This is a genomic window from Agrobacterium sp. NPDC058088 (genome assembly GCF_042885035.1).
GTDB lineage: Bacteria > Pseudomonadota > Alphaproteobacteria > Rhizobiales > Rhizobiaceae > Agrobacterium.
In genome coordinates, this window is the sequence record NZ_JBHVSU010000002.1 from 539511 (window position 1) to 563445 (window position 23935).

Annotated in this window: 26 protein-coding genes and 1 tRNA gene; 14 read left to right on the plus strand and 13 right to left on the minus strand. The window is 58.1% G+C overall.

Features of this window, described 5'->3' with window-relative positions; translation table 11 throughout:
- Positions 1-40: 40 nt before the first annotated feature.
- Together ACFVTJ_RS07955 and ACFVTJ_RS07960 are read left to right on the plus strand one after the other, a co-directional pair.
- Entirely contained in the window at positions 41-1705 is a 1665-nt protein-coding gene (locus ACFVTJ_RS07955; RefSeq protein WP_386906171.1) for an electron transfer flavoprotein-ubiquinone oxidoreductase, read from the plus strand.
- 319 nt (positions 1706-2024) lie between these two features.
- A complete protein-coding gene (locus ACFVTJ_RS07960) occupies positions 2025-2765 on the plus strand; it encodes a pentapeptide repeat-containing protein (RefSeq protein ID WP_386906173.1) in 741 nt (246 codons plus the stop codon).
- An 85-nt stretch (positions 2766-2850) separates the two neighbouring features.
- Here ACFVTJ_RS07960 and ACFVTJ_RS07965 read toward each other — a convergent pair whose 3' ends face one another.
- A complete protein-coding gene (locus tag ACFVTJ_RS07965) occupies positions 2851-3867 on the minus strand; it encodes a zinc-binding alcohol dehydrogenase family protein (protein WP_386906175.1) in 1017 nt (338 codons plus the stop codon).
- Positions 3868-3971: 104 nt separating this feature from the next.
- Between ACFVTJ_RS07965 and ACFVTJ_RS07970 the strand changes: the two genes are divergently transcribed.
- On the plus strand, positions 3972-4361 hold the full coding sequence (locus tag ACFVTJ_RS07970; RefSeq protein ID WP_386906177.1) for a winged helix-turn-helix transcriptional regulator: 390 nt from the start codon (positions 3972-3974) through the stop codon (positions 4359-4361).
- Between the two features lie 123 nt (positions 4362-4484).
- Positions 4485-5321 carry an undecaprenyl-diphosphate phosphatase gene (locus ACFVTJ_RS07975; protein ID WP_386906179.1) on the plus strand — a complete coding sequence of 279 codons (837 nt, stop codon included), beginning with the start codon at positions 4485-4487 and terminating at the stop codon, positions 5319-5321.
- Between the two features lie 69 nt (positions 5322-5390).
- On the opposite strand, the gene mgtE is transcribed toward ACFVTJ_RS07975, so the two are convergent.
- Together mgtE and ACFVTJ_RS07985 are read right to left on the minus strand one after the other, a co-directional pair.
- A complete protein-coding gene (mgtE, locus tag ACFVTJ_RS07980) occupies positions 5391-6764 on the minus strand; it encodes a magnesium transporter (protein ID WP_386906181.1) in 1374 nt (457 codons plus the stop codon).
- A gap of 286 nt (positions 6765-7050) precedes the next feature.
- On the minus strand, positions 7051-8295 hold the full coding sequence (locus tag ACFVTJ_RS07985) for an MFS transporter (RefSeq protein WP_386906183.1): 1245 nt from the start codon (positions 8293-8295) through the stop codon (positions 7051-7053).
- Between the two features lie 235 nt (positions 8296-8530).
- Between ACFVTJ_RS07985 and ACFVTJ_RS07990 the strand changes: the two genes are divergently transcribed.
- The 3 genes from ACFVTJ_RS07990 (at position 8531) to ACFVTJ_RS08000 (ending at position 11528) form a co-directional block, all read left to right on the plus strand.
- Positions 8531-9439, plus strand: coding sequence for a diacylglycerol/lipid kinase family protein (locus ACFVTJ_RS07990; RefSeq protein ID WP_386906185.1), 909 nt, complete (start codon positions 8531-8533; stop codon positions 9437-9439).
- A gap of 183 nt (positions 9440-9622) precedes the next feature.
- The gene (locus ACFVTJ_RS07995) at positions 9623-10996 is read left to right on the plus strand and encodes an aspartate aminotransferase family protein (RefSeq protein ID WP_386906187.1); all 1374 of its coding nucleotides are present in this window, start codon (positions 9623-9625) and stop codon (positions 10994-10996) included.
- A 61-nt stretch (positions 10997-11057) separates the two neighbouring features.
- Positions 11058-11528: an OsmC family protein gene (locus ACFVTJ_RS08000; RefSeq protein ID WP_386906189.1), complete on the plus strand. Its 471-nt coding sequence runs from the start codon at positions 11058-11060 to the stop codon at positions 11526-11528.
- 3 nt (positions 11529-11531) lie between these two features.
- Here the strand turns inward: ACFVTJ_RS08000 and ACFVTJ_RS08005 are convergent, their stop codons facing one another.
- From ACFVTJ_RS08005 to ACFVTJ_RS08025, 5 genes are all read right to left on the minus strand, one after another.
- A complete protein-coding gene (locus ACFVTJ_RS08005) occupies positions 11532-11921 on the minus strand; it encodes a PIN domain nuclease (protein WP_386906191.1) in 390 nt (129 codons plus the stop codon).
- The gene (locus ACFVTJ_RS08010) at positions 11918-12148 is read right to left on the minus strand and encodes a type II toxin-antitoxin system VapB family antitoxin (protein WP_386906193.1); all 231 of its coding nucleotides are present in this window, start codon (positions 12146-12148) and stop codon (positions 11918-11920) included. The genes ACFVTJ_RS08005 and ACFVTJ_RS08010 overlap by 4 nt, the downstream gene beginning before the upstream one ends.
- 65 nt (positions 12149-12213) lie before the next feature.
- Complete coding sequence (amn, locus tag ACFVTJ_RS08015; RefSeq protein WP_386906195.1) at positions 12214-13719, minus strand: AMP nucleosidase; 1506 nt, start codon at positions 13717-13719, stop codon at positions 12214-12216.
- A gap of 92 nt (positions 13720-13811) precedes the next feature.
- Positions 13812-13988, minus strand: a complete 177-nt coding sequence (locus tag ACFVTJ_RS08020; protein WP_386906952.1) for a hypothetical protein — start codon at positions 13986-13988, stop codon at positions 13812-13814.
- Between the two features lie 7 nt (positions 13989-13995).
- Positions 13996-14178: a hypothetical protein gene (locus ACFVTJ_RS08025; protein WP_006311503.1), complete on the minus strand. Its 183-nt coding sequence runs from the start codon at positions 14176-14178 to the stop codon at positions 13996-13998.
- Positions 14179-14447: 269 nt separating this feature from the next.
- Here ACFVTJ_RS08025 and ACFVTJ_RS08030 point away from each other — a divergent pair, with 269 nt between their 5' ends.
- On the plus strand, positions 14448-15860 hold the full coding sequence (locus tag ACFVTJ_RS08030; protein WP_386906197.1) for a tetratricopeptide repeat protein: 1413 nt from the start codon (positions 14448-14450) through the stop codon (positions 15858-15860).
- A gap of 11 nt (positions 15861-15871) precedes the next feature.
- Positions 15872-16480 (plus strand): N-acetylmuramoyl-L-alanine amidase, encoded by a 609-nt coding sequence (locus ACFVTJ_RS08035; protein WP_386906199.1) that lies wholly within the window; start codon positions 15872-15874, stop codon positions 16478-16480.
- Positions 16481-16555: 75 nt separating this feature from the next.
- Here the strand turns inward: ACFVTJ_RS08035 and ACFVTJ_RS08040 are convergent, their stop codons facing one another.
- Entirely contained in the window at positions 16556-16894 is a 339-nt protein-coding gene (locus tag ACFVTJ_RS08040) for a DUF2147 domain-containing protein (protein ID WP_077982624.1), read from the minus strand.
- A 480-nt stretch (positions 16895-17374) separates the two neighbouring features.
- On the opposite strand from ACFVTJ_RS08040, the gene ACFVTJ_RS08045 reads away from it, so the two are divergent.
- A complete protein-coding gene (locus tag ACFVTJ_RS08045; protein WP_003509974.1) occupies positions 17375-17638 on the plus strand; it encodes a sel1 repeat family protein in 264 nt (87 codons plus the stop codon).
- 409 nt (positions 17639-18047) lie between these two features.
- On the opposite strand, the gene ACFVTJ_RS08050 is transcribed toward ACFVTJ_RS08045, so the two are convergent.
- Positions 18048-19160, minus strand: a complete 1113-nt coding sequence (locus ACFVTJ_RS08050; protein WP_386906201.1) for a pyridoxal phosphate-dependent aminotransferase — start codon at positions 19158-19160, stop codon at positions 18048-18050.
- Between the two features lie 172 nt (positions 19161-19332).
- The gene (locus tag ACFVTJ_RS08055) at positions 19333-19680 is read right to left on the minus strand and encodes a hypothetical protein (protein ID WP_386906203.1); all 348 of its coding nucleotides are present in this window, start codon (positions 19678-19680) and stop codon (positions 19333-19335) included.
- A 326-nt stretch (positions 19681-20006) separates the two neighbouring features.
- Here ACFVTJ_RS08055 and ACFVTJ_RS08060 point away from each other — a divergent pair, with 326 nt between their 5' ends.
- On the plus strand, positions 20007-21224 hold the full coding sequence (locus ACFVTJ_RS08060) for an NAD(P)/FAD-dependent oxidoreductase (RefSeq protein ID WP_386906205.1): 1218 nt from the start codon (positions 20007-20009) through the stop codon (positions 21222-21224).
- A 7-nt stretch (positions 21225-21231) separates the two neighbouring features.
- Complete coding sequence (locus ACFVTJ_RS08065) at positions 21232-22032, plus strand: aldolase/citrate lyase family protein (RefSeq protein WP_386906207.1); 801 nt, start codon at positions 21232-21234, stop codon at positions 22030-22032.
- Positions 22033-22035: 3 nt separating this feature from the next.
- On the opposite strand, the gene ACFVTJ_RS08070 is transcribed toward ACFVTJ_RS08065, so the two are convergent.
- Positions 22036-22212, minus strand: coding sequence for a hypothetical protein (locus tag ACFVTJ_RS08070; protein WP_386906209.1), 177 nt, complete (start codon positions 22210-22212; stop codon positions 22036-22038).
- 90 nt (positions 22213-22302) lie between these two features.
- On the minus strand, positions 22303-22644 hold the full coding sequence (locus tag ACFVTJ_RS08075; protein WP_386906211.1) for a hypothetical protein: 342 nt from the start codon (positions 22642-22644) through the stop codon (positions 22303-22305).
- A gap of 162 nt (positions 22645-22806) precedes the next feature.
- Here ACFVTJ_RS08075 and ACFVTJ_RS08080 point away from each other — a divergent pair.
- Both ACFVTJ_RS08080 and ACFVTJ_RS08085 read left to right on the plus strand, forming a co-directional pair.
- Positions 22807-22897, plus strand: a tRNA-Ser gene (locus ACFVTJ_RS08080).
- A 277-nt stretch (positions 22898-23174) separates the two neighbouring features.
- On the plus strand, positions 23175-23483 hold the full coding sequence (locus ACFVTJ_RS08085; RefSeq protein ID WP_386906213.1) for a hypothetical protein: 309 nt from the start codon (positions 23175-23177) through the stop codon (positions 23481-23483).
- Positions 23484-23935: the final 452 nt, after the last annotated feature.

Here is a 23935-nt window from a genome sequence, read left to right on the forward strand (position 1 = left end):
TAACAACAGCCGGATGGGACCGGCGATCTGAGAGGACACGATGACGGAAGCGATGGAACTGCCCGAACGCGAAGCGATGGAATTTGACGTTGTGATCGTCGGGGCGGGTCCGGCCGGTCTTGCAGCGGCGATCCGCCTGAAGCAGGTCGAGCCGGAGCTTTCGGTTGTCGTTCTGGAAAAGGGCTCGGAAGTCGGCGCGCATATCCTCTCCGGCGCCGTGGTCGATCCGATCGGCATCGACAGGCTTCTACCGGGCTGGCGCGAAGAGGAGGGGCATCCTTTCAAGACCGAGGTCAAGGATGACCAGTTCCTGTTCCTAGGGCCGGCGGGCTCCATCCGCCTGCCGAACTTCATGATGCCGCCATTGATGAATAATCACGGCAATTACATCGTCTCGCTCGGTCTCGTCTGTCGATGGCTGGCGGAAAAGGCGGAAGGGCTCGGCGTCGAGATCTATCCGGGCTTTGCCGCAACCGAAGTGCTTTATAATGACGAAGGTGCCGTCATCGGCGTCGCCACCGGCGACATGGGCATCGAAAAGAATGGCGAGCCGGGCCCGAACTTCACCCGCGGCATGGAACTGCACGGCAAATACGTGCTGATCGGCGAGGGCGTGCGTGGATCGCTTGCCAAGCAGCTGATTTCCAAATTCGACCTGTCGAAGGATCGCGAGCCGCAGAAATTCGGTATCGGCATCAAGGAACTCTGGCAGGTCAAGCCGGAGAAGCACAAACAGGGCCTCGTGCAGCATTCCTTCGGCTGGCCACTCGGCTTCAAGACCGGCGGCGGCTCGTTCCTTTATCATCTGGAAGACAACCTCGTTGCCGTCGGTTTCGTGGTGCATCTCAATTACAAGAACCCCTATCTTTATCCTTTCGAGGAATTTCAGCGCTTCAAGACGCATCCGGCGATCCGCGATACCTTCGAGGGCGGCAAGCGCATTTCTTATGGCGCGCGCGCCATTACCGAAGGCGGCTATCAGTCGGTGCCGAAGCTCACCTTCCCGGGTGGCGCGCTGATCGGCTGTTCCGCCGGTTTCGTCAACGTACCGCGCATCAAGGGCAGCCATAATGCGGTTCTGTCGGGCATGCTGGCCGCGGAAAAGATCGCCGCGGCACTCTCCGCCGGCCGCGCCCATGACGAGGTGGTGGAGATCGAGGCAGAATGGCGTGAAGGCGATATCGGCAAGGACCTGAAGCGGGTGCGCAACGTCAAGCCGCTCTGGTCGAAATTCGGCACGCTTGTTGGCGTCGGTCTTGGCGGTCTCGACATGTGGACGAACCAGCTGTTCGGTTTCTCCTTCTTCGGCACGCTGAAGCACGGCAAGACGGATGCGCAGAGCCTCGAACCGGCCTCGAAGCACAAGAAGATCGATTATCCAAGGCCTGACGGCGTTCTCACCTTCGACCGCCTGTCCTCGGTGTTCCTGTCCTCCACCAACCATGAGGAAGACCAGCCGGTGCATCTTCAGGTGAAGGACATGGAGTTGCAGAAGCGCTCCGAACACGACGTTTATGCCGGTCCCTCGACCCGTTATTGCCCCGCCGGCGTTTATGAATGGGTGGAGAAGGACGGCGAGGAGGTCTACGTCATCAACGCCCAGAACTGCGTGCATTGCAAGACCTGCGATATCAAGGACCCCAACCAGAACATCAATTGGGTGCCGCCACAGGGTGGCGAGGGGCCGGTTTACGCCAATATGTGACGGGGTGGAGTGGGGGCATAGTCGCTCAACGTCCTCGGCCTCGTGTCCGGGATGACGTTAAGCGACTATGCCCCCACTTCAGCTCAAGTGTGGCCTGCAAAAAAATTAAACCGGACAGCCGCCGCCACAGCCTCTTCCCCCTCAGTATTTGTGGATTGCTCTTCGATTTCTTACATATAGGATGTTGGGGTGTTGTAGCATTGCCTTGCCCGTGGATTGCGGACGCTGAATGCGGTAACGCCTTGAATGTGCATATGGTCCCGGTTCGGCTCAAGAGCTGTTGCGTTTGCGCCGTCGCCCGGCGACAGGGAGTGAGAGAATGTCCGGCTTTCAAAGGCTGAATATCGTACGGAAAACAGGGCTTGTTGTCGGCGTGGCAGCGCTTTCGACGATAGCGGTTTCTTTCAGCACTGGCCCGCTTGCGGCTGCAAGCTGCCGTAGTGACGCCATGGCTGGGATAGACTGGCGCGAATGCAACAAGCGCATGCTGATGCTAGGTGGCAGCAATCTGGATTCGGCGATGCTCTACGGTTCGGATTTCACCTATACTGACCTGCGCGGCTCGTCGCTGAAGGGTGCCAATCTCGAAAAGGCCAAGCTCATCCGCACGGCGCTGGGCGAGGCGAACCTGCAGGGCGCCAATCTGACGAAGGTGGAAGCCTACCGCAGCGATTTTTCCGCCGCAGATGCCACCAATGCCAAGTTCGTCAATGCCGAAATGCAGCGAACCAAATTCGAGAAGACCAAGCTCGACGGCACGGATTTTACCAAGGCGGAACTCGGGCGTGCTGATTTCGAGGGCGCGTCGCTGAACGGCTCGAAATTTTCCCTGACCAATCTATCGCGTGCCCGCTTCGGCGGCGCCACGCTTGGCGGCCCGGTGGATTTCACCAGCGCCTTCCTGCTGCTGACCCGTATCGAGGGGGTCGATCTCTCCACGGCCACCGGCCTCGACCAGAAACAGATCGACATTGCCTGCGGTGACGCCAAGACCAAATTGCCGAGTGGCCTCACCGCGCCTGCTTCCTGGCCGTGCCCGGAAGATCCCGACGACGATTGATTGAATGGCCGCGCGTTTCTCTCGTGCGGCGCAGATGCTCCAATAAGGGGCAGAGGCGTCCGTGATGCGGACGCCTCGCCGTTGATCAGAAGCCAGAAAGCACGATCTTGCCCTTGGCCTTGTTGCTTTCGATCAGCGCATGCGCCTTGATCAGATTTTCCGCATTGATGGTGCCGAAAACCTCGGTCAGCGTCGTCTTGATCTTGCCGGCGTCGACAAGCTCGGCAACGTGGTTGAGCAACTTGTGCTGTTCGATCATGTCAGGGGTTTCGAAAACGGCGCGGGCGAACATCATTTCCCAATGGATCGAGATGCATTTGCGCTTGAAGGCCATAACGTCGAAGCCGCCGGCCGGATCGTCAATCAGCGCAAAGCGGCCCTGCGGCGCAATGGTCGCCACGCTGTCGGCGGCGTGGATGTCGCTGTGCGTCGTGGAGAAGACGAAGCCCGGTGCGCCGAGGCCCAGTGCCTCCACCTGCGGTGCGATCGGCTTGCTGTGGTCGACAACGTGATGCGCGCCGAGGTCTTTGGCCCATTCGATCGTTTCCAGCCGCGACGCGGTGGCGATGACGGTGAGGTCCGTTAGTGCCCGCAGAAGCTGGATGGCGATCGAGCCGACGCCGCCAGCCCCACCAATGACCAGAACGGCGTTGGCCGCACCCGGAACCGGTTCCTTCACCCGCAGCCGGTCAAACAGCGTCTCATAAGCGGTGATGGCGGTGAGCGGCAGCGCCGCCGCCTCTTCGAAACTCAGTGATTTCGGCTTTGCACCGACAATGCGCTCATCGACCAAATGGAATTCGCTGTTGGAGCCGGGGCGATTGATGACGCCGGCATAGAACACCTCATCGCCGGGCTTGAACAGCGAGACCTTGTCGCCGACAGCCTTCACCACGCCAGCGGCATCGAAACCTAGCACGCGGGTGGCGCCATTTTCAGGCGACTGGTTGCGGCGTACCTTGGTATCGACGGGGTTCACCGAGACCGCCTTCACCTCCACCAGAATGTCGTGCCCCTTGGCCTCCGGCTGCGGAAGGTCGATGTCGATGAGGGCGTCTCTGGCGGTGATGGGCTGGCTCGTCTTGTAACCGATGGCGCGCATGAACAGTCTCCTTTGCTTGTTTGCGTGCCTCTTACTTGATACATATGAACAACGATCGCAAGAATGCACATTTTCTGATGATACATACAAAAAGGATACTGTAGATGTCGCGACCGCGCGCCAAACTGACAGGCAACTTTCCCGGCTGCCCGGTGGAATCGGCCCTGAGTTTTCTCGATGGCAAATGGAAAGGCGTGATCCTCTATCACCTCATCAATGAGGGAACCCTGCGTTTCAACGAGTTGCGCCGCCATATTCCCAGCGTCACCCAGCGCATGCTGACCAAGCAACTGCGCGAGCTGGAAGAGGCGGGCCTGATTTCCCGCACCGTTTTCCCGGTGGTGCCGCCGCGCGTAGATTACGCGCTGACGCCGCTTGGCGAGACGATGAGGCCAGTGATTTCAGCGCTGAAAAGCTGGGGCGATGCCCATGTCGTGTGCAAGAACGGTGCGAAATACACCCAGCTTCCGCAGGCTCCCGAGAAGGCGGCCTGAAAGAAATCACGGGTAAAAGCACATTCCGTGGAAGCCATTTTTTCATGGTGCGATGCAACACGGATTTGCCCCGATTGATGCATAATGCTGCAAAACCGATTCGCAGCAGGGACATCAAAGCACATGAGCATGGGTTGGATGGAGGCCGGATTTCTCGGTCTTTTGCAAGGACTTACGGAATTTCTTCCGGTTTCTTCAAGCGCGCATCTAAGGATCGCCGGGGAATTCCTGCCATCAGGCGCAGACCCCGGGGCTGCCTTTACCGCCATTACCCAGATTGGCACGGAAATGGCGGTGCTGGTCTATTTCTGGTCCGATATCATGCGGATCGCTGCCGCCTGGCTCAGGCAAAATCTTCGCCTCGGGCCCTACGACAAAGCCGATGCCCGTCTCGGCTGGCTCATCATCGTCGGCTCGGTGCCGATCGTGTTTCTGGGGCTGTTCTTCAAGGACGCCATCGAGCATTCGCTGCGTAACCTCTATATCACCGCCGTGATGCTGATCGTCTTCGGTATCATCCTTGGCGTCGCCGACCGGATCGGCAAAAAGCGCTACAAGCTGAACCAGCTGATCTGGCGCGATGGCATCCTGTTCGGTTTCGCGCAGGCCATGGCGCTCATCCCCGGCGTCTCGCGTTCCGGCGGCACCATCAGCGCCGGCCTGCTTCTGGGATATACCCGCGAGGCGGCGGCCCGATATTCCTTCCTGCTCGCCGTGCCCGCCGTCTTCGGCTCCGGTTTCTACCAACTCTTCAAAAGCATCGGCGAAGACAATCCGGTCGGCTGGGGCCAGACCGGCCTTGCGACCCTCATCGCCTTCATCGTCGGTTACGCCGTGATCGTTGTGTTCCTTAAGCTGGTCTCGACCAAGAGCTATATGCCCTTCGTCTGGTACCGCGTGGTCATCGGCTTCATCCTGCTCGCGCTCTTGGGAACCGGCGTCATCAGCGCCGGCGGCTGAGGGCAGGGGCTTCTCGCATTTCCTCATCGCAAATGAAAAGGCCCGCTCTTTCGAGCGGGCCTTTTGTCTTTAAAGCAACGTGCCGCTGAGGATAACCAGCGCCACCGAGAAGTAGATGACCAGCCCGCTGACATCCACCAGGGTGGCGACGAAGGGCGCAGAGGCGCTGGCCGGATCGAGCCGCAGGCGCTGCAGGACGAATGGCAGCATGGAACCGGCGAGCGAACCGAAGGTGACGATGCCGACAAGCGCCGCAAAGACCGTGGCGCCGACGAGCAGCCAGTGTTCACCGTAATCGTAGAAACCTGCCTGCTGCCAGATCGTCAGGCGCAGGAAACCGATGGCACCGAGGATGCAGCCGAGCGTCAGCCCCGTCGGGATTTCCCGCAGCAGCACCCGCCACCAGTCGGAAAGCTTCAATTCGCCCAACGCCAGCGCCCGGATGATGAGCGAGGTGGCCTGCGAACCGGAGTTGCCGCCCGACGACATGATGAGCGGAATGAACAGCGTCAGCACCACGGCCTTTTCCAGCTCGCCTTCGAAATGCTGCATGGCGCTGGCCGTCAGCATTTCACCGAGGAACAGGGCTGCGAGCCAGCCGGCGCGCTTGCGGATCATGTCCGGAAAACCGATCGTCATATAGGGCTTGCCGAGCGCTTCCATACCACCGAACTTGTGGGCATCTTCCGTGGTGTCGGCGATCATGGTGTCGATCACGTCGTCAACGGTGACGATGCCGAGAATATGGGAGTGGTCGTCAACCACGGGCAGGGCCAGAAGGTCGTGCTTGCGGATAAGCCGGGCCACATCCTCCTGCGACATCAGGGGGCTTGCATAGGCAATGCCTTCCTTCGATGCGACGGACAGGATGGAAGCGCCAGGCTCGCCGGTCAGCAGGCGACGCAGCGTCACCACGGTCGTCAGCGTGCCATCCTGCGCCAGCACATAGATGGCATAGACCGTTTCACGCGACCGCTCGACAACGCGGATGTGCGAAAGGGTCTGTTCCACCGTCCAGCTGTCGGGCACACTGACGAATTCCGTGGTCATGATGGAGCCGGCAGTGCGCGGCGGGTAACCCATCAGATGCTGGATGGAGAGCGCTGTGGTGCGGTCCAGCCGGGCAAACAGCTTGGCGCGGGGCTCGTCTTCCATGTCAGCCATGACGTCGGCGACGCGGTCGTCGGACATCAGGTTGACGAAGCGGGCAGCCTGCTCAAGGGGAATGCGGGCAATGATGGCTGCTGCGTCATGCAGCTCCGGCCGGTCGAGAATGGCGACCGCCTTTGCCTGCGGCATGGCAAGCAGTGCTGCTACGGCTGCATCGGTATCAAGCGTGTTGAGGTGCTCGACACGTTCTGCAATGGTGGTGGAACCGGCATTTCCGCTGCGGAGAAGACGTGCGGCCTTGCTGGCTCTCTGGGAGAGGGTGTGGAAGTTCATGATTGCTCACCTTTCCGTCGATTCGCCGATTACGGCGAACGCGGTAGTGAGCCGACAGAGGTCGGATCAGTTCCCGTTCGCCGCTTTCGGCAAAGGCAATCGACTACTACTGTCGCTAGACATCCAATGATGCTCCGTTGAAATCCGCACAGTTCCGGGTCACGGCCCGTGCGTAACGCCGTGTTGCGCCTGAAACGAAAAAGAGTCAAGCGAGCCGATTGTGAATTTTCCGTAAGGTTTTGAGCGGCCGCCGGAAAAGGCGTCTCGATCGCAGAAAAACCGGCTTTTAGCCGGCTTTTGCGCGCCGTTCGACGGTGACCGAAACAAGGAAAACGCCAAGCCCGAGAAGGGAGAGGACCGCACCGACATAACCCGTCGAGGCGTAACCGAAACCCATGGCGATGACGAGGCCGCCGAGCCAGGCGCCGAGCGCATTGGCAATGTTGAAGGCGGAATGGTTGGAGGCCGCCGCCAGCGTCTGCGCATCCTGCGCCACATCCATCAGTCGCGTCTGCACGGCCGGGCAAGCGGCAAAACCACAGCCGATCAGGAACACGCAGAGGCAGAGCATGAAAGGGTTGTCCGCCGTCATGCCGAACACGGTCATCACCAATACGTTAAAGGCCAGCATGCCGCCAATCGTGCCATTGAGCGAGATGTCAGCCAGCCGCGAGCCGACGACATTACCGACATTCATACCGATGCCGAACAGCGCCAGCACCATGGAAACGGTCGACACCGGCATCATCGCCACGTCAGTCGTGGTCTTGGCGATATAGCTGAAGACCGAGAACATGCCGCCGAAACCAACGGCGGCGATGGCGAGCGTCAGCCAAACCTGTACGCGGCGGAAAGCACCGAGTTCGCGCCAGACGCTTGCGCCTTCCTCCACCTTATCACGCGGCTGGAACAGCCAGAGAAGGGCGACCGTCAGCAGCCCGATGCCGCCCACCAGCATGAAGGCTGCGCGCCAGGACATGATCTGGCCGAAGAAGGTGGCGAGCGGGGTACCGAGCAGGGTGGCGATGGTGAGACCGAGCATGACGCGGCCAACGGCGCGGGCACGCTTGTGAATTGGCGCCATGGAGGCCGCTACCAATGCCGCAACGCCAAAATAGGCACCGTGTGGCAGGCCGGTCACGAAGCGCAGGAGGGTGAAGCTCAGGAAGTCAGGCGCAAGCGCGCTCAGAATATTGCCGACCGCAAAAAGTCCCATCAGGCCAAGAAGCAGTGCGCGCCGCGTCACGCGCGCCGCAAGCACGGCGATGATAGGCGCGCCGATGACGACGCCCAGCGCATAGGCGGTAATGACATAACCCGCCTGCGGAACGGTGACGCCGTAAGTGGTTGCGACGTCAGGCAGGAGGCCCATGATCGCGAATTCACCGGTGCCGATGCCGAAACCACCGGCAGCCAGCGCCAGTTCGATCAGCGCGACGGCAAGAGGTGAAAGAGTGAGGGCCGGCGTAGCCGCGCCAATGGTTTCACTCTCCGCGCTAAGGCGGGCTTCGGAAATATTCGACTGGCTCATCGTGACCTGAAAAGCGGGCAGGGCCCAAAGAAAAAAGGGCAAGACCGTATGGGAGCGGTCTGCCCTGACTGGAGATGCGCGGTCATGAAAATGACCTTAAGTGATCACTAACATGAATTGACGCGTTGCGGTAGAGCGATTCTCGGCAAAAGAATATCTTCACGCAATGGTGTTCGGAACTCTATCGGAAGTCAGGCATTTACGCGCGGCTGCGTTGCGGAATCGGATTGGAAACATGAAGCTCATTGCAATTTTCAATCGCGACGGTGGCACATTTCGCACCACGGATATGGATGCCTATTGCGACCAAGCCCGCACGGTCTTCTCCCGCGCCGGCCACTCGATCGAATGCCGTCTGGTTTCGGGCAAGGACATCGTTGAGGAGATGGAACGCGCCGCCGAGGAGCCTGGCATTGAAGGCATTATCGCCGGCGGTGGTGACGGCACGATTTCCGCCGCCGCTGCCATCGCCTGGAAACATGGCATCGCGCTTGGCATTGTTCCGGCCGGCACGATGAACCTCTTCGCCCGCTCGCTGAAGCTGCCGCTCGATATTCGCCAGGCGCTGGAAACGCTGGCCAATGGCGAGATTGCCAGTGTCGATATTGCCAGTGCTAATGGCCGCCTTTTCGTGCACCAGTTTTCCGCCGGCCTGCATTCGCGCATGGTGCGCTACCGCAACAATCTCGCTTTTGCCTCCCGTCTCGGCAAGATCAAGGCGAGCGTCCGCGCCGCCATCAGCGTCATCCTCAACCCTCCGGTCTTCGAGGTGGAATACACCGTCAACGGCGAAACCCAGCGCCGCAAGGTCTCGGCCATCTCCGTCTCTAACAATGAATTCGGCCAGAACTCGCTCCTGGTGGCGGACAATGTTTCCGGCGGCCATCTGGGTTTTTATCTCACCGATCCGCTACGTCCCTCGGGCGTTGCAAAACTCGCCTTCGACATTTTGCGCGGCAAGCTCAAGGAAAACGCCGCCGTGACGGCCATGACGGTCACGGGTGTGGAACTGCATTTTCCGAAGAAGCGCCACGACGTGCGTTGCGTGATCGATGGGGAATTGTTGCCGATGGAACGGGATGTGGCGCTGGAGGTTCATGCGGGTGAGCTGAAGGTGCTGGTGGGGCGGGCTTTTTTCGCATAGCGCAATCGACTGTGAGTTGGGTGATCGCCGCTTGTTTCTTCTCCCCGGCGAGAGAAGAGACAAGCGGTGACGTCCGCGCAATACCCCTGAAAATCACCAGCCTTGCCAAATCGAAGCTGCCCGGCCATGTTCGCCTGGCGCGGTGGCGTAAGCGCCTTCGCCTTTATGGGAGTGCGATCTGTCATGAATGAAGTCTCCAAGCCGATGTCCAATCTCGCCGCCATCGATGCCGCCCATCACCTTCATCCTTTTTCCGATATGGGCAAGCTGAACGCCGCTGGCACACGTATCATTGAGCGGGCCGAAGGGGTGTTCATCTATGACAGCACGGGCAAAAAATATCTCGACGCCTTTGCCGGTCTCTGGTGTGTGAATATCGGTTATGGACGCCGCGAGATTGCCGATGTCGTGCAGCGTCAGATGAACGAGCTGCCCTATTACAACGCCTTTTTCGGCACCACCACGCCACCCGCGACGCTTCTGGCGCAGAAGATTGCCTCGCGCGCCGGGCCCCGCATGAACCATGTGTTTTTCACCAATTCCGGCTCGGAAGCCACTGACACCTGGTTCCGCATGGCGCGGGTCTACTGGAGGGCGCTTGGCCATCCCACGAAAACGAAGGTCATCGCAAGGCGCAACGGCTATCACGGCTCGACAGTGGCAGGCGCGTCACTCGGCGGCATGAAATGGATGCACGAGCAGGGCAACCTGCCGATCGAAGGTATTGCCCATATCGGTCAGCCCTATTGGTATGCAGAGGGTGGTGATCTCTCTCCGGCCGAATTCGGCCTGAAGGTCGCCCGCGAACTGGAAGCGAAGATCGATGAACTCGGCGAGGAAAATGTCGCCGCTTTCGTGGCCGAACCCATTCAGGGCGCCGGCGGCGTCATCGTGCCGCCGGAGACCTATTGGCCGGAAATCGCGCGTATCTGCAAGGCGCGCAACATCCTTCTCGTCTCCGATGAGGTGATCTGCGGTTTCGGCCGTCTCGGTTCATGGTTCGGTTATCAGCATTTCGGCGTCGAGCCGGATCTCGCCCCGGTCGCCAAAGGCCTGTCATCAGGTTATCTGCCAATCGGCGGCGTGATCGTGTCCGATCGGGTGGCGGAAGTGATGATGTCTGAAGTCGGTGACTTCAACCACGGCTTCACCTATTCCGGCCACCCTGTCTGTGCCGCCGCTGCGCTGGAAAATCTCCGCATCATCGAGGCTGAGGGGCTGGTAGAGCGGGTGCGCGACGATATCGGCCCCTATTTCTCTCAGGGCTGGAAAAGCCTTGAGGACCACGAACTGGTGGGGGAAGCTGTTAACGTGGGCCTGATGGGCGGCCTGCAGCTAACGACCGACAAGACGACGCGCACGCGTTTCGCCAAGCCGGACGATATTGGAACCGCCGTGCGCAATCATTGCCTGGCAAACGGCCTCGTCATGCGCGCTACGGGTGACCGTATGCTCGCCTCGCCAGCCCTGACGATCAGCCGTTCCGAAGTCGATCAAATCATCGAGACGCTTGGCAAGGCGCTCGACCATCTGCGCGATACGCGAGAGCATTTCTAGGAAAAGTGGACACCGGTTTTCCGTTAAAGAATGCGAAAAAAGAATCCAAGGGAGAACTAAAATGGCAGGACAGGAACATCATTACACCGTTCAGGTGAAGTGGACGGGCAATCGCGGCAAGGGCACGTCCGGCTACCGCGATTATGAGCGCGATTATACGATTTCCACCGCGGGAAAGGCCGATATCGCCGGCTCCTCCGACCCCGCCTTCCGCGGTGATGCCTCCCGCTGGAACCCGGAAGACCTGCTGGTCGCCTCACTCTCGGCCTGCCACAAGCTCTGGTATCTGCATTTCTGCTCGCTCAACGGCATCATCGTCGAAGACTATGTCGACAATGCCGAAGGCACGCTGGTTATGGAAAAGGACGGTGCCGGGCAGTTCAGCGAAGTGGTGCTGAAACCGGTCATCACCATTTCGAAGGGGGATGCTGCTCGGGCGGACGAACTGCACCACGACGCGCATGATAAATGCTTCATCGCGCGATCGGTGAATTTTCCGGTGCGGGTGGAGGGGACAGTGACGGTGGTTTGAGGCTCAGGCCAGTTGCAGACCGAGATGATCGGCCATGGGCTGAAAGTCTCGGTCGTTTTGCAGGAGCTTATGCCCGTGCTCGATACAGTAAGTGCCGATGATGAGGTCGTTGCTTTTCCTGATCGTATAGCCGCGTTCCCGCAGGAAGCGGTAGTTGGCAGCAGCCTTGATGGCGAGTTGCGGAGACATCATCGCGACGCAGGGAAATTCACCCAGCAGTCGTTCAAGATGCCGCGCATGATGGCCGTCACGTGCGCCTCTAAGCACCTCAAGAAGAATGATATCGCCGATCAGAACTTCGCCCTGCGCCATTAAGACGCGAAACTTGGCGGAGAGGGCAGGCGTGTCTTTTCGAATGAATGAAATCCAGGCAGAGCTATCTGCTACGATCATTTTGCCTTCTTCACATCCCAGTCCGTCTCAGCATCCCAATCCGTCCGCATCTCGTCCAGATTGCCCTCCCAACCCGTGCCTTCCAACGAATCGAGGGCACGCATCTGCCGGTGAATACGCACAAGATCGCGCAACGCCTTCTCCACCGTCGCTTTCTTTGTCGAAAGGCCGGTGATTTCCATCGCCTCGGCGATCAAGGCATCATCCAATTCGATATTCGTGCGCATGAAAAAGCCCTTGGTGTATGGATTTTTATAATCATACACCAAGGCATGCTTTTGCGATACCGATTTTACTGGAACGCCGTCTCGTAAAAGCTTCTGAGCTTGCGTGAATGCAGCGTCTCTGTCGGCATAGCGGCAAGCTTCTGCACGGCGCGGATGCCGATCTGCAGATGCTGGGCCACCTGTGTGCGATAAAACTCCGTCGCCATGCCCGGCAACTTCAATTCGCCATGCAGCGGCTTGTCGGAAACGCAGAGCAGGGTGCCGTAAGGCACACGGAAGCGGAAGCCGTTGGCGGCGATGGTGGCCGATTCCATGTCGAGCGCGATGGCGCGCGATTGCGACAGGCGCTTGACCGGGCCGGCCTGGTCGCGGAGTTCCCAGTTGCGGTTGTCGATGGTGGCGACGGTACCGGTGCGCATGATGCGCTTCAGCTCGAAACCCTCGTAACCCGTGACTTCCGCCACAGCGCCTTCCAGCGCCAGCTGCACTTCGGCGAGAGCCGGGATGGGCACCCAGACCGGCAGGTCGTCGTCAAGCACGTGATCCTCGCGCACATAGGCGTGGGCCAGAACATAGTCGCCCAACCGCTGGCTGTTGCGCAGTCCGGCGCAATGGCCGACCATCAGCCAGGCATGCGGGCGCAGCACGGCAATGTGGTCGGTGATCGTCTTGGCGTTGGAGGGGCCGACGCCGATATTGACGAGCGTAATGCCGGCATGGCCCTTCTTTTTCAGGTGATAGGCCGGCATTTGCGGCAGGCGAGCCAGCACGGCATCCGTCTCCGGCTTGTCAGAACCCGCATGGGTAATGATGTTGCCCGGCTCCACAAAGGCGGTGTAACCCTCGCCACCGTTCTTCATCATCTGCCGGGCCCAGGCGGCGAATTCGTCGATATAGAACTGGTAGTTGGTGAACAGCACGAAGTTCTGGAAATGGCTGGCGCTGGTGGCCGTATAGTGGCTGAGGCGGGCGAGCGAATAATCGATGCGCTGCGCGGTAAAGGGCGCAAGCGGCGCCGGTTCGCCGGGCACCTGGTCATATTCGCCGTTGGCGATGAGATCATCGGTATTATTGAGATCGGGCGTATCGAACAGATCGCGCAGCGGCACGTCGGAGAGCGACGACGCCGCAGCCGCCTCGACATAGGCGCCTTCGCCGAAAGCGAAGTGCAGCGGAATGGGCGTGGCCGATTCCGAAACCGTGACCGGAACGCCGTGGTTCTTGATCAGAAGCCCTAGCTGCTCTTTCAGGTAATGGCGAAACAGTTCCGGCCGGGTGATCGTTGTCGTGTAGACGCCGGGCGCGGTGACGTGGCCATAGGAAAGGCGCGAGTCGACATGGCCGAAGGTGGCGGTCTCAAGACTGACCTGCGGATAGCAGGCGCGGTAACGGCCGGTAATCGGCGCGCCTTTGGCAAGGTCTGTGAAGGAATTGATCAGGAACGCCGTATTGCGCTCATAAAGCGCGGCCAAAGCCGCAACCGCTTCTTTCGGATCCGTGAATCTCTGCGGCGCGAAAGGCTCGGGGCTGATGAAGGTGAAGGGCGGAATCGTTGGTTTTGCTATTGTCATGGCCCATTATAAGAGGGCAATTTCGACAGGCAAGCGACAGAAATACGAAGAAACTGAAAAAGCTGCTGGATCAATGGAGGGCGTGCGAAATCTCAGCCGAGCGCGCCGCGCTGCAGGCTCATCAAAAGCACGAAACCGGCGCCTTTGGAGGCGGGGCGGGGATCGGCCTTGTAAACCGCAAGTCCTGCCACGGGGCCGAGAAAGATCGAGGCTATCAGCATCAGCCGCAGGGCGGAAAACAGGCCATTGGAAAAGCTTGTCGTCATCATCAGGTCCTCACAATACGACCGGGCAATTGGCGGCGGGCGCCGGGCTGTGCTGGCAGGCAATTGCCGCACCGGCATTCACCCGCTGGAAACTGCGGTTCGGATTGACGACGAGAGAGGCGAAGGACATGGCGAAGATCGCCATGAGAAACGCGAAGATTGCCAGTCGGCTGATCAGCTTTGTCATGTCCATTCCCCTTTATTGGAGTTGATGGACAGAGTTTTGCCATAGTCGGACTGAACGGACCCTGAGACCCCGGTTCATATGGTGTTCAGGGATGTTAACGGGCGGTGACATTTCTGTTGCCGACTCCGCACCTGTTCGAGTCATCACGACTTTCCGAACAGCACTCAAAAAACCCGGATAAATATTATTCCGGAACGCGTACTACATAAGGTTGAATTCTACTTTAATTTGTGTTTTGATACACAAATTTCAATAATATATTTCAGGTGGCTCAAATGACTTCGAGAAATTTGGTCTCATCCGAATCTTATGATCGAATCAGACAAAATATACTGATGGGGCTTGGATCTGTTGAAAGGTCCGTAAAATTAAGTATTTCAATCATATTTATTATGATATTGATGCTGTCGATTTCTATCGGGACGATGAAGACCGCTACAGAAGCATTCCCATTCGTCTTGAAATACTTCAGCGTTGCATCGATGGTTGCCGTCGCTGCTGCCTCACTCGGCGGTGTACTTGGTTTTCTGTTCGGGATCCCGAGGCTTCTTCAGAAATATGCCACAAGTGGTGATGACGGAGCCTTGGAGCCCGGTGCGAAGCGTGAGACCGACCCCTTCTTTATGACGAACACAAGTCTGGAAGAAGTGTCGGACTGGCTTACGAAGATAATAATAGGTATAGGACTCGTCCAGTTCAATACTATCGTTGAATATTTGCACACATCTTCGGTTTACGCAGCTGTTTTTATCGAGAACAAAAGCTTTAATATTCCAGACAAGGAAAAGATTGCCGTAGAGGCGGGCGTCTCGTCATCTTTTATTTTTAGCATCATTGTTTCATGCCTCATATTGTCATGCCTGTTCGTCTATTTGGAAACGCGTACACGTCTTACCTTGATGTTTCTCGGTATGGAGGCGGTTAACAACGACGCCAGCATATTTGAGACTGCCCTGAGCCGTCCGCTTGCGGTCGAGGACAAGAAGCCGGAGAGTCAGACCGACCTCGCACCCACCTCGCTGGTACGACCAGACGCAAATGACAAAATCCTGGTGGATATGGCGCGTTCAAAACTGCAATCGGCCACAGAAATTGCTGGCTGGGCAGCCGCGCAATTTCGCGCGGGCCGCAATCATGCGGGTGAGATGGCTTTGATCGATGCTCGCAACAATGATCCCTTCAACGTCGAAATATTGCTGCGACTGGCCGAATTGAAACGATATAAGGGCGATCAGGAGGGATTTGTCGATGATATTTTGGACGCGTTGCGTCTGGAGCCGCGCCGGAAAGATGTCATGACGCTTGCCCGGGCGGCCTTGCTTGAAGCTCTTTATTTGCCTCCGCCCACAGGCTTTGAAAAAGCGATCAGGATCGCGAATAAACTGGAAAGCGCTCCTGACCACAAGCAGCCTCTTATTCAACTCCGGAGAGCTGCGGCATTCGGGCAAAAATTCAAATATTTAAATGATAAAACTCTGCCGGAAGCCATCGCAGCGCGGGAAAGCGCACTCGCTTCGGTTCGGAAAGTTGTGAAGATGGTGTGCAACCCGGACGACCCGGTCAGAAAGCTTCTGCTCAAAATCTACGATGTCAGTCAGGGCGGGAATCCCCGCGATGATGATCTTGCCGTTTTCTACAACGATCCTGAATTCAAAAAGCTTATTGTTGATAATGACTTAGGTGAATAGGAGCGATATTGATGACGTATTCTGTAAAAGACAACAGGCTGCAATTCGATGGAAGCAATGTCAATTTCATCGAAACGCCTAATATGAGCGGGCAGGTGAAGCCTCTTTATCTTATTTTGCATTATACTGCGGGAATGACCGCAGAGGGGGCCATCAGCTGGTTTAAGAATAGAGCTGCGCAGGCCTCCGCGCATTTCGTGGTAGACCGCGACGGTTCTGTTACGCAGATGGTTCCCCTCAATCGCATCGCCTGGCATGCCGGAAAAAGCTATTGGCAGGGCATAGACGGCTTGAATTCCTATTCAATAGGTATTGAAATCGTGAATGCGGGCAAGTTGACCCGCACAGAAAAGGGCGAATGGGTCAATTGGGCGGACAATAAGGTGCCTCCGTCGGAGGTGACGGTTCTAACCCATAAAAACGGAAATCAACCGAGTGGTTGGCAAATCTATACCAAGGCGCAATTGGAAGCAGTCTCAGACATCGGTTCTGCCCTTCATGATCGGTTTAAATTCCTCGACGTTCTGGGGCATCAAGATATCTCCCCCGGACGCAAGATCGATCCTGGTCCAGCATTTCCCATGATAAGTATTTCGTCCAGGATAATGGGACGCAAATAGAGGCAGGCAATATTCATCGTGGTTCAGTCCACAGCGTCTTCGGAGGACGCTGTGGACTGGATTGAGACAGGGTGCTTACAGCCGCGTCCAGGTCTGCGATTTGCACAGAACCTTCAGCACGCAGCCCTTCATGCTCAGCGAGTTGCCGGAAACGGTGCCGGAGCCGCTATAGGTCTTGTCGTTTGCGGGGTCGGTGATTTCGCCGGAATAGCTGTTTCCTTTGCCCGAAAGTTTGCCGATCTGTTTTCCGGCATGTTTGCCGGTCTTCAGCGTCACGCAGAAGGCGCCGCCGCAGGGGCCGATCACGGCGGTTTCGCCGCTGGCCGTCTTCCAGTTGCCCTCAATGGCTTCTGCGGCAAAGGCAAGGTTGCTGCCCATCAGCAGGGCAGCGGTCATCATCATCACACGCTTCATGGAAACTCCTCCGGTCACGTCGCGCTGTTCTTTGCCCGTTCATCCTCCGCACGGGCAGGTAAATAGTATTTGACGTTCACGTAAAAGGAAACAGAAATTTGCGTCCATTGCACGGCATTTGCGACGTTTGAAAGCGAAGAAAAGAAGGAAACCGAAAATCGGTGTTTGGATCGTGGTGAATGAAGGGTTTAAATCCAGATGTAAACTTTTCGTAAAAATCGCCGGAAACTCCTTAATTTCCGCACCTCCTGATATTTAACAAAAACCCAATTTTACCAATCGTTTGCAGTTTGTTTGCGCGGCATTAATCATGCCTTTTAAGCGAGCGTTGAAGGCCCGGTGGCATAGTGAACTCATCAAAAGCGCAGGGAAAACCTGCCGGACGGAAGGACGAAAAAGCCGCAAAAGACGGCAGGTCCGGACGGTAGCCTCGACAAGAAGGCGAACGATGAAACAGGCAGAAAGACAGGGATTAAAACAATGGCACGCTTTGACATCAGTGATATCGAAATGGCTGCCGGTGGCGAAACCCGCGCCGACACTCTTTGCAATCTCGGCCTGGTCTATGCGACCGGTCGGGGCTGCAAGGTGGACCTGATCGCAGCACATAAATGGCTCAACATCGCCGCGATCCGCGGATCGGAGAGAGCCGCTTCGCTCCGCGCCGATCTCGCCCGCAACATGACGAAATCGGAACTGGCCGAAGCGCTGCGCGCCGCCCGCGACTGGATGACGATGCACTGATTTAACCACCCTATTATCGAGATTTCCGGTCCGGTTCCCTCCAGTCCCGATGACCGGTCAAAACGAAAGTAAACCCGAAGGGGAACGCGGCGAGGGCCTTGAAAAGGGCTTTTGCGCTGACACATCAAACCGCGACCGGCAGGAACAAGGCCGGCGCGGTTTTCTTATGTCTGGCAATCTCCGTTGCCGGAAAATGATTCGCGGGCAGGGGGTTGCGGGAGGATGTTGAATCGATGTGTGCAACGCGCGGTATCGGATCATATACCGACTCGCCCGACACCCTCATCCCTGTGCTTGTCACAGGGATCCAGCCAGCCCAAGTCCTTGGGCTGAGAAGAGTCCTTTCGCCGCGCAGACGCACGTCGGCTGGATTCCTGTGACAAGCACAGGAATGAGGAGACGTAGGAGCTTACCCGATCGTCTTGAGAACCTTCGGCAGCGCCTGCTCGAAAAGATCGAGCTTGTCACTCGGCCCCACGCTCACACGAATGCAGCGGTTAAGCGGCGCAACGCCCGGCATGCGAATGAACACGCCTTGCTCCATCAGCCCATCAACGATGGCGCGGGCATAAGCGCCGTCGCGGTGGCAATCGATGGTGACGAAATTGGTAGCGGACGGCAGCGGTGAAAGGCCGTTATTGCGGGCGATAGCGGAAATGCGCTCGCGGGCGTCAGAAATTTTACCAACCACCTCATGCAGATAGGCCTGATCCTTCAGTGCCGCCAAAGCGCCGGCGACCGAAATGCGCGCCATGCCAAAATGGTTGCGGATCTTGTCGAAGGCTTCGGCATTGCCAAGCGTGCCGATGGCGTAACCCACGCGAGCGCCGGCAAGTCCATAGGCTTTCGAGAAGGTGCGCATGCGCAGGATGTTCGGCTGGCCGATCAGCGCATCGATGGCCGGAACGGCGCTCGCAGGCGCGGTCTCGCAATAGGCCTCGTCCAGAATGAGCAGGCAGGTTTCCGGCAATGCACGGGCAAAGGCGACGACTTCGCTCGCTTCCCACCAGCTTCCCATCGGATTATCAGGGTTGGCGAAATAAACGAGTGGCGCATTTTCCCGGATGACGAGATCGAGAAGTCCGTCCAGATCTTCGTGATCGTCGACATAGGGCGTGGTCACGAGTTTTCCGCCGAAACCGTTCACATGGTAATTGAAGGTGGGATAGCCGCCCAGGGATGTTACGACAGGCGTGCCCGGCTCGACGATCAGTCTGGCGATTTCGCCCAGCAATCCATCAACCCCGCCGCCGATGGCAATATTGCCGCGTGCAACCCCGTGGTGGATGGCAAGCGCTTCCTTCAGCTCGAAATTTTCCGGATCGCTGTACATCCAGGTGTCCGCTGCCGCATCCCGCATGGCGAGAAGCACAGATGGGGCGGGGCCGAAGCCGCTTTCATTGGCGCCGATCCGCGCTTCCACCTTCAGGCCGCGGTTCCGCTCGATGGCTTCCGGGCCAACAAAAGGAACGGTTGAAGGAAGCGAGACGGCAAGCGGCGTGAGGCGTGAAAAAGCGGACATTGGCTGAAAGTTCCGGTAGCTGTGTTTGAAAACCCGGCTCACAATAGGTGCAAAAACACCGGACGCAAGCCGCGTCCGGTGGCCGGATGACTGTTTTGGAACAGATTTTTCCGCTACCGCGTCAAGTGAGGATAACCTGCCGGTCTGATGCGGCAGGCCCGGCCCAACCGACTCACGCGCTGGTCTCGAAGCTCAGGCGGCGGACATGGTGCAGGAATTCCGCATCGATCAGCATGTTGAAGCCGATGGTGACCTTTTCTTCCTCACGGCGGATCAGCGTGCAGCCGATCTCGTCGCGAATACCGAGAATCTCCAGATAGAAATTAGCCGGCATTTCCAGGTTGGGGCTTACATCCAGTTCCGCGCCATAGAGCGAAATGGTCCGCACCAGGCAGCGCATGGTGTCCTTGGCGCTGAGATGATGCCCGATAAAGGTGATCTTGCCGGGCCGGTCGATCTGAAATTTCTCGTACATCTCGTCCTGAGGGACGTTCTGACTGATATCCATATGCAAAGCCATGACAACCTCCCGGATTGCCTCTCTCGTGCCCATTTTAACGCGGCTTCCTTGCCAGTGCATGAAGAAAATCCGCGCAATTCTCTCTACTCTGTGTCGATCTCGACCAGGTTTCGTTGGGGAAGCCGATGTTTCCCCTCATGAAAATGCTTTTCGCCCCATCCGGTCGCAATGGCGCCGCAGGCTATGCTGATAAGGCGTCATGCTTGCACCGGGCTGGCGTTGCTGCGCGGTTGACTGCGGCCGTACTTGGCGTTACGCCTGATCCTGCAATGTGGCTTCTCGGGGTGCGACAGGATCGCGCTTCGTGGTTGTTCTGGGAGTGGACTGTGACGGGAAGGCTGGTAATCGTCGGGGCGGGGCAGGCCGCTTTCGCGCTGGCGTCGAAGCTGCGAGCGCTGAAGGATGAGCGCCCCATCACTGTCATCGGTTCCGAGGATGCCTATCCCTACCAGCGGCCGCCGCTCTCCAAAAAATACCTTCTCGGCGAGATGAGTTTCGACCGGCTGATGTTCCGGCCGGAGGAATGGTACGCTGAAAACAATGTCGACATCCGGCTGTCCACCTGGGTGGAGGAGATTGACCGTACTGCTAAAACCGTACGCATGCAGGATGGCAGCACGCTTTCCTATGACAAGCTGGTGCTGGCGACCGGGGCGGCACCCCGCTTGCTGCCGGCCAGCATTGGCGGTGATCTCGAAGGCGTGTTGACGGTCCGCGACAAGCGCGATGCCGACCGGCTGGTGGAGGAGATGAAGCCGGGCCGCAGGCTGCTGGTGATCGGTGGCGGTTATATCGGCCTCGAAGCGGCGGCGGTTGCCCGCAAGCTCGGCCTTGAGGTCACGCTGATCGAAATGGCCGATCGCATTCTGCAGCGCGTGGCGGCGAAGGAGACCGCCGATATCATGCGCGGCATCCATCAGGCCCATGGCGTTTCCATCCGCGAAAAGACCGGCCTTGTGCGCCTTGTCGGCATGGACGGGCGGGTGGCCGCTGCCGAACTTTCCGACGGCTCGATGCTGGATGTCGATTTTGTCATCGTCGGCATCGGCGTGACGCCAAATGATCGGCTCGCCCGCGAATCGGGCCTTGATGTCGGCAATGGCATCGTGGTCGACGGCCATACCCGCACATCGGATGCGGACATACATGCGGTGGGCGATTGCGCCATGTTGCCGTGGCGCGGCCAGCATGTGCGTCTCGAATCGGTGCAGAATGCCGTTGATCAGGCCGAGGCCGCCGCTGCCGTATTGGCCGGCACCGAAGCCGCCTATGACGCGAAACCCTGGTTCTGGTCGGATCAATATGAGGTGAAGCTGCAGATTGCCGGCTTCAATCTCGGTTATGACGAGACGATGCTGAGGCCCGGCGCCCGTGAAGGCAGTTGGTCCGTCTGGTATTTCCGCGATGGGCGATTCGTCGCTGTCGATGCCATCAACGACGCCAAGGCCTATGTCGCCGGCAAGAAACTGCTCGATACCGGCGCGGAGCCGGATCGCGCCATCCTGGCGGACGCTGCCGCCGATCTGAAATTACTGCTTTCCTGAGGATATCATGCCCGCTCCCGAAAACCGTTTCAAAACCGCCATCCATGCGGGCAAGCCGCAGATTGGCCTCTGGCTCGATATGGGCGAGGCCATCACGGCGGAAATCGCCGGAACTGCGGGTTTTGACTGGCTGGTGATTGACGGAGAACACGGGCCGAACGATCTGCGCAGCATCATCGATCAGCTGCGCGCGCTTGCCACATCGCCCGCCGAGCCGGTGGTGCGCGTGCCCGTCGGCGAAAGCTGGATGATCAAGCAGCTCCTGGATGCGGGCGCACGCACACTCCTCGTGCCGATGGTTGATTCGGCTGCGCAGGCAAGCGATCTGGTCCGCGCCATGCATTATCCACCGCGCGGCATTCGCGGCATGGGTGCGGCGGTCGCTCGTGCTTCCGCATTCAACACGATCAGCGATTATGCCGACAGCGCCTCCGACAGCGTTTGCCTGCTGGTACAGGCCGAAACGCGGGCGGCGATCAATGATCTCGACAATATTCTTGCGGTGGACGGCGTGGACGGCGTCTTCATCGGTCCTGCCGATCTCGCCGCCGACATGGGTTATCTCGGCCGGATAGACGAGCCGGAGGTGCAGGCAGTGATCGAAGCAGCGATCGTCAAAATCGTCGCGTCGGGCAAGGCTGCCGGCATTCTGACCTTCAACGAGGCCTATAATCGCCGTTATCTCGAGCTTGGCGCATCCTTCGTGGCGGTCGGTGCCGATGTGACGGAATTCGCCAATACGCTTCGCTCGCTTGCCGCCCGTTACAAGGGGGGAGCGGCACCCCAGCCGTCTAGATCGGGTTACTGAGGCTCAATCGTCGTTGCTGGCGTTCAGCTTTTCCGGCGGAATGCCTTCTTCGCCGGAGGCGAGATAGCCGGTATTGATAAGGGCGGCGCGAATGATGCGCTGAACGGCTTCATCCCTGTCTATGCCGTGATCCCTGGCAAAATCCGACAAGGCTGCTTCAAGATCGTCGCTGAACCGCATGTTCGCCCCCATTTTCATTGCGCTTTAAACCAACAGGCAAAAGCAAGGCAGGAAAGACCCGCCTTGCCCTAGCTTCAATTTATACGGCGATCAGCGCCAGCGATACAGGCTGCTATTTGACGAGCTCTGCTGCGTGCCCGCGCCCACCGCATAACCGATTGCAAAACCGAGTGCGCCGACGATCGTCAGCAGCGACGTTGCCGTGCCCGGATTTTCCTTGACGGCTTCCACCACGTTCTGGCCCTGCGCCCGGACATTATTCGCGGCCTTGCGAACGCGGCCTCGCGCCTCATCCAGAAACTCAGACGCATCCTCGCTCACACCTTCCGCGCGGGCGGAGACGGATTTGGAGAGGGACGCGATCTGCGAGCGCAACTCGGCAATCTGGTTTTCGATCGTATCTTCGACAACATTCAGTTTGGTCTGAGCCATAAGAGCACCTCTTTTGTTACCGAAGCCAGAACGTGCCGGCTTGCAAGAAGTTCCCGAATTGCCTGCAAAGTTTCGCCGAACCGTATTTGCCCAACAGGTTTTTCGGCTTCTTGGCGAAAAACCCTTGCATTCATTTTTTTTACGCAATAATCAGGCCGCACCGGAGAGGTGGCCGAGTGGTCGAAGGCGCTCCCCTGCTAAGGGAGTATACGTCAAAAGCGTATCGTGGGTTCGAATCCCATCCTCTCCGCCATCAGTTTTTTCAAAAGCTTATGTATCCGGCAGATATGCCAGCCGCGCTAAGCATCCAGCGCAAGCTTATTCCCCCGTAAATTACCATGTTTAGCTCTGCCCTCGCAGCAAGTATCCGCGACCATTGGCCCCGCGATGACGAGTGATCGTGCGGGCGCGCTGATCGATCACGTTTATTTTAAAATCCGACCTGATCTTTTGCGCGAATAGGCTTGGCAGCATCTCGTTCTTGGAAAAAGATCGCCTATCTGAATCTTCAACCAAACAAAGGAGATTTGATGAGCGACGAATACGGTCCTTACACGCAGATGGGCACGCTTGCCGAGCGGATGGCGTCTCACTATCAGACGGACGAGAATCTGGAACTGGGTCCGCACCTCTCGCACTATATGGACGAGGTTGAAGTCAACATATCCGCCAACTGTTTTGACCATGTCGGTTTCATGGAAAAGATTAGCCTCCGGCTGATGACGACTTTGGAGAAAACCAAGGCACCTCGCCGCCGCGAGTTCCTGCTGTCTGTCGTGGCCGCGCTGCAGGAACGAATCGATCGGCATTCAATCACCGTTGCCTTGGACCGCACCTGAGTTCTGACGCCGGCATCAGCCGTTCTCAAATGCAGTTGCGCTCGTGATGCGCATGCGGGCTGCGACCGGCGCCGGTGAAATAAGACTCAAAAGGTGGCTGATGCAGGCGCCAGTCGGTCGAATCAATGTCGGGTGAATCGGCGTCCGGCTGCTCCGCCTTTTTCCAATTTCCATCCTCGTGCCTTCCAGAAGCGCTTCGATGCAGGATCGATCCGGGCAATAAATGCCATCGCGCCGCACCGGCATAGCAAGGAAGAGTTGGAAAACCCCTTAGTTTAGAAAGACGTTGTTAACTTTGCTAACCAACGGATTTTCAATGAAAATATTAACAGATTGTAAAAGAGGTCGCAGGCTGGATGCCCAGTGTGTGTTGTTTCCGCAACAAGCCGAAATGAAGCATATACGTAAATGCGGTTTATCGGATGTTGGCGATTGCAAGCGGCGAAACCTTT